We start from the raw sequence: 4,766 nt of genomic DNA on the forward strand, positions 1-4,766 counted from the left end.
GCCATCGAGTAGCTCGCAACCAAGGCCATGCACCCACCGGAACCGAGAGACAACAACCCTAACTGTTCGGGTTGCAGAAGGGATGGTGCCCTAGTGAGCGACTCCGTATTCGATCCAGCCCACCTGACCCGCAGCATCGACCTGGCCGCGGCCGCCGCGGCGGCGGGCAACCGGCCGTTCGGCGCCGTCCTGGTCGCCGCCGACGGCGAGGTGCTCGCCGAGGGGCGCAACGAGGTGACCTCGGCGGGCGACATCACCGCGCACGCCGAGCTGGCCGCCATCCGGCGCGCCACCGCCACCGGCCACGCCGACCGCTTCGCCGGCTCCACCATGTACGCCAGCGGAGAGCCGTGCCCGATGTGCGCGGCCGCGTGCGTGTGGGCCGGGGTGTCGCGGATCGTGTTCGCGGCATCGACTCCGGCGTTCTCCCGGATCCTCACCGCGGGACCGCATTTCGGGTTGCGGTGTGCGGAGGTGGTCGCCGCCTCCGATGCCGCCGTCACGGTGGTCGGGCCGGTCGGCGAACTGGAGGCGCTCGAGGTGATGCGAACTGCCGCGGGCGTCGACTGATCCGGCGCTGGACTTTTCCGGCCGCTGCCTCAATGCTGTTGGTGCGCCGAAGGATCGGCGGGGGAGCCCGGCAGCGGGCGGAGTCCGAAGGAGTGGAGTCGATGGGCAAGCGCACGCATCGGACCAGGGCCGCCGCGGCCGTGCTCGGCGTGGTGGTCACCGCGAGTCTCGGCGTCTCGGCGTGTGGCAAGTCCGAGCGCTGGTGCGAACTCGACCGCGGCGACGTGATCGTGGAGAACTACCACTGCGAGCAGAACAAGCCCGGCTACGAGTGGGAACCCGACAGCGACAAGCCGAAGACCAAGAAGAAGCCGATCAAGACCAAGAAGCACTGACCGGCGCACGGCAGGACGGGGCCGCCGTGGGTGGCGTGGCGGCCGTGCTCCCGGTTTCAGACATACGGCGGGTACTGGCCGTGCGGTGGGGCGGCCTGGCCGTAGGGGTACTGCGGCGGCGCGGCGGGCCCACCGTAGGGCGGCTGACCGTACGGGGCCTGCCCGTAGGGCGCTTGTCCGTACGGCGCCTGGCCGTTGGGCGCTTGTCCGTACGGCGCCTGGCCGTTGGGCGGTTGACCGTACGGGTGGCCCGGCCGGGGGCCCGGCCTTGACGGCGCAGAGGCCAGCCACCTGGTCGTCGAGCCGGCCAGGCAGAGGCCGAGGACGGTGGCAGCGACGGCCACGCCGATCAGGCTGCCGATGCCGGCGGCCGGGACGTCGTTGGCCAGGCTCACCAGGCCGGAGATGAGATTGCCGAGGCCGCCGAGGCAGGCCAGGGCGATCAGAATCGTCCGGCCGGCCGGTTTGCGGCCCAGCAGCATCATCCCACCCAGCAGCCACAGCGCGGCCACCACGAGATTGAGGCCGCCGATGGCCCGCAGCCCGGTCGTATCGGGGCTGCTGCCCCCGAGATCGAGCCGTTCCAGCGCCTGGGCCGCGTCCAGCGCCAGATAACCCGAGTACGCGCCGAGCAGCGCGAGACCGATGGCCAGCAGACCCGCGAGCGAGGCGGTGCCGCTCGTCGGCTGCCCGAAACCCGGTGCGCCGTAGGGGCTTCCGGGAGCGGCACCCTGGGGGTACGGCTGTCCGTAGGGCTGTGATCGCGGTGGATACGGCTGCTGCGGATACGGCGGCTGATAACCACCGGGCGTCGGCCCTCCCTGTGGCCCATACGGATAACCCATCGAACGAACTCCCCTCCCTGACGTTCGATCTCGGATCCTAGCTGGCGCCGACGACGTTCACACGCGCGGCGCTCGCGACCCGCTCCGCATGGTCTGGACTCGCGTCGCGCCCGTCGGCCGGCAGCGGGTGTCCGCGGACAGCGCGCGGCCGCGCATGCCGACGGCCTGTGCGCAGACGATCCAGCCGCCGTCCGAGGGGCTGGGAGAGGTGGTGGTTCACCGACACGACGCGGGCGGTCACCATCGGTGCTCCCGACCCTGGCCCGGTCGCGACGGCGGGACACATGCGAGGTGGCGCACAGGGGCCGTTTCCGGGCGACGCGGCCGGGTACATCTGGCCGAGACCCGCGAGTGCGTGCTCGCGGGAAATCGTCGTGAGAAGGGAATGCCGATGGCCGCGGACGGTGTGAAAGGCGTGCACACGGTGGTGCTGGACTGCCCCGCACCCCGCGAACTCGCCCAGTTCTACGCGGCGCTGCTCGGCGGCGAGATCATCGAGGAGGAGAGCGACGGCAGCTGGGTCGCGGTGATCGACCCGCAGGGCAGGCGGCTGGCCTGCCAGCTCGCCCCGGAGTACAAGCCACCGAAGTTCCCCGACCCGGAGGCCTCGCAGCAGATCCACCTGGACGTGATGGTGCGCGACATCGAGGTCGCCGAACCCGCCGTGCTCGGGCTCGGCGCGACGCTGGTGCGCAAGACCGACGGCTTCCGCGTCTACCGGGACCCGGTGGGACACACGTTCTGCCTGGTCTGGCGATGACGGGCGTGCTGTACGACGGGCGCGCCGGACGTCGGGTGCGGTGGACGCAGCAATAGAGGAGAGTTACCCATGTCCGATATCGTCGAGCGCCCCGCGCGCGAGGGCGGAACAGTGAACGACGTGGAAGCGAACGACGTGGAAGCGTCGGCGTTGCGGTTGCGCAGGCGGCTGGAACGGTTGATCGGGATCGCGGCCTCGGAGGGCAACGCGCTGGTCCCGCTGCGCAACGGCGACGAGATCTTCCCGGCCATGCTGGGCAGCATCGCGGCGGCCGAGCACACCATCGACCTGATGACCTTCGTCTACTGGCAGGGCGAGATCGCGCGGCAGTTCGCGTTCGCGCTGGCCGAGCGGGCCAGGGCGGGGGTGCGGGTGCGGCTGCTGCTCGACGGGTTCGGCAGCAGGCTGATCGAGAAGGACCTGCTGGAACTCATGGACGAGGCCGGGGTCCGGGTGGCCTGGTTCCGCAAACCCGCCTACATCTCTCCGTTCAAGCAGAACCACCGCTGCCACCGCAAGGTGCTGGTCGTGGACGAGGAGGTCGCCTACACCGGCGGGGTCGGCATCGCCGAGGAGTGGTGCGGCGACGCGCGCGACGAGCACGAGTGGCGCGACACCCACGTGCAGGTGCGCGGCCCGGCGGTGGACGGCATCGCGGCGGCTTTCGCCCAGGGCTGGGCGGAATGCCACGACGAGTTGTTCGACGAGCGGGACCGTTTCGTCGAACACGCCCGCCACGGCGATGCCGTGGTGCAAGTGGTGCGCGGTTCGGCCAGCGTCGGCTGGCAGGACATGCAGACGCTGCTGCGGGTGGTCATCGAATCGGCGGAGCGGCGGCTGCGGCTGGCCACGGCCTACTTCGCGCCGGACGCCTTCTTCATCGACCTGCTGTGCGCGGCGGCGCGGCGCGGGGTGCGGGTGGAGATCCTGCTGCCCGGCCCGCACACCGACCAGCGGGTGTGCCAGCTGGCCGGTCAGGCCTTCTACGAGGACCTGCTGGCCTGCGGTGTGCGCATCTACCAGTACCAGCCGACCATGATGCACGCGAAGATCATCACCGTGGACGGCGTCGCCTCGCTCGTCGGTTCGACCAACTTCAACCGGCGCTCGCTCGACCACGACGAGGAGGTCATGCTGGCCGTGCTGGACGGTGAGTTCACCGCGACGCTGGACCGGCATTTCGAGGAGGATCTCACAATGTCGGCTCTCATCAAGCCGGGGCGCTGGAAACGGCGTCCGGCGCTGCAGCGGGCCAAGGAACTGGCGGTGCAGCCGATCCGCCGATTCCTCTGAGCAGTTCTCCTCCGATCAGCTTCCGAGTGGCTTCCGACGCGCATACATGGCGCGTGGGCGGCTATGCCTGCCGGGACAGCCGAATTCTTCGAACACCGCGGGAGGCGCGATGGCCAAGATCCTGTTCCTGATGTCGGCGGCCGATCACTGGACGCTCGCGGACGGCACGAAGCATCCGACCGGCTACTGGGCGGAGGAATTCACCGCGCCCTACGAGACATTCACCGCCGCCGGCCACGAGGTGGAGGTCGCCACGCCGGGCGGGGTGACCCCGACGGTCGATCGGGCCAGCCTGGCCGAGGACGCCGCAGGCGGCGCCGAGGCGGTGCGCCGGATCGAGCGGGTGCTCGACTCCGCCGAGCCGCTGCGGCATCCGAGGGCGCTCGGCGACCTCGATCTCGCCGACTACACCGCGGTGTTCGTCCCCGGCGGCCACGGGCCGATGGAGGATCTGGCCGTCGACGCCGAGGCGGGCAGACTGCTCGGCGACGTGGTGCGGGCGGGGTTGCCGCTCGGTGTGGTGTGTCACGGACCCGCCGCGCTGCTGGCCACCGGCGGCGATCAGGAGTCCCCGTTCCGCGGCTACCGCGTGACCGCCTTCTCCAATGCCGAGGAGCGGCAGGCGGGGCTGGCGGACCGGGCGCCGTGGCTGCTGGCGGACCGGTTGACGGAGCTGGGCGTCGACTACCGCGAGGGGCCGCCGTGGGAGGCCCACGTCGAGGTCGATCGCACCCTCTACACCGGGCAGAACCCGGCCTCGGCCGGGCCGTTGGCGGAACGGATGCTGGCCGCCCTCGGCTGAGAGCGATCACCCGTGCACACCGATCACCTGTGCACACCGACTGCCGGCCCCCCTTAAGGGGGGGGGGGGTTTTTGGGTGGGGGTTTAGCCGGGGGGTTGGCATTTACCCCAGGAACCGGGCCCTGCGGGGCGGGGGTTTGGTTAGGGGGTTATTTTTTTAT

6 protein-coding genes are annotated in these 4,766 nt (G+C 70.9%); 5 read left to right on the plus strand and 1 reads right to left on the minus strand.

Going from position 1 to position 4,766, the window contains the following annotated elements; translation table 11 throughout:
• Positions 1–93: 93 nt before the first annotated feature.
• Entirely contained in the window at positions 94–570 is a 477-nt protein-coding gene (locus QH283_RS28475) for a nucleoside deaminase (RefSeq protein ID WP_280506019.1), read from the plus strand.
• A gap of 101 nt (positions 571–671) precedes the next feature.
• Positions 672–905 (plus strand): hypothetical protein, encoded by a 234-nt coding sequence (locus tag QH283_RS28480; RefSeq protein WP_280506020.1) that lies wholly within the window; start codon positions 672–674, stop codon positions 903–905.
• A gap of 56 nt (positions 906–961) precedes the next feature.
• On the opposite strand, the gene QH283_RS28485 is transcribed toward QH283_RS28480, so the two are convergent.
• Positions 962–1,750: a hypothetical protein gene (locus tag QH283_RS28485; RefSeq protein ID WP_280506021.1), complete on the minus strand. Its 789-nt coding sequence runs from the start codon at positions 1,748–1,750 to the stop codon at positions 962–964.
• 391 nt (positions 1,751–2,141) lie between these two features.
• Between QH283_RS28485 and QH283_RS28490 the strand changes: the two genes are divergently transcribed.
• The 3 genes from QH283_RS28490 (at position 2,142) to QH283_RS28500 (ending at position 4,605) form a co-directional block, all read left to right on the plus strand.
• Positions 2,142–2,510, plus strand: coding sequence for a VOC family protein (locus QH283_RS28490; RefSeq protein ID WP_280506022.1), 369 nt, complete (start codon positions 2,142–2,144; stop codon positions 2,508–2,510).
• 69 nt (positions 2,511–2,579) lie between these two features.
• Positions 2,580–3,803 carry a phospholipase D-like domain-containing protein gene (locus QH283_RS28495; RefSeq protein ID WP_280506023.1) on the plus strand — a complete coding sequence of 408 codons (1,224 nt, stop codon included), beginning with the start codon at positions 2,580–2,582 and terminating at the stop codon, positions 3,801–3,803.
• 109 nt (positions 3,804–3,912) lie between these two features.
• Positions 3,913–4,605: a type 1 glutamine amidotransferase domain-containing protein gene (locus QH283_RS28500; protein WP_280506024.1), complete on the plus strand. Its 693-nt coding sequence runs from the start codon at positions 3,913–3,915 to the stop codon at positions 4,603–4,605.
• The last annotated feature ends 161 nt before the right edge of the window (positions 4,606–4,766 follow it).

It is taken from the genome of Nocardia farcinica (genome assembly GCF_029867845.1).
Lineage (GTDB): Bacteria > Actinomycetota > Actinomycetes > Mycobacteriales > Mycobacteriaceae > Nocardia > Nocardia farcinica_A.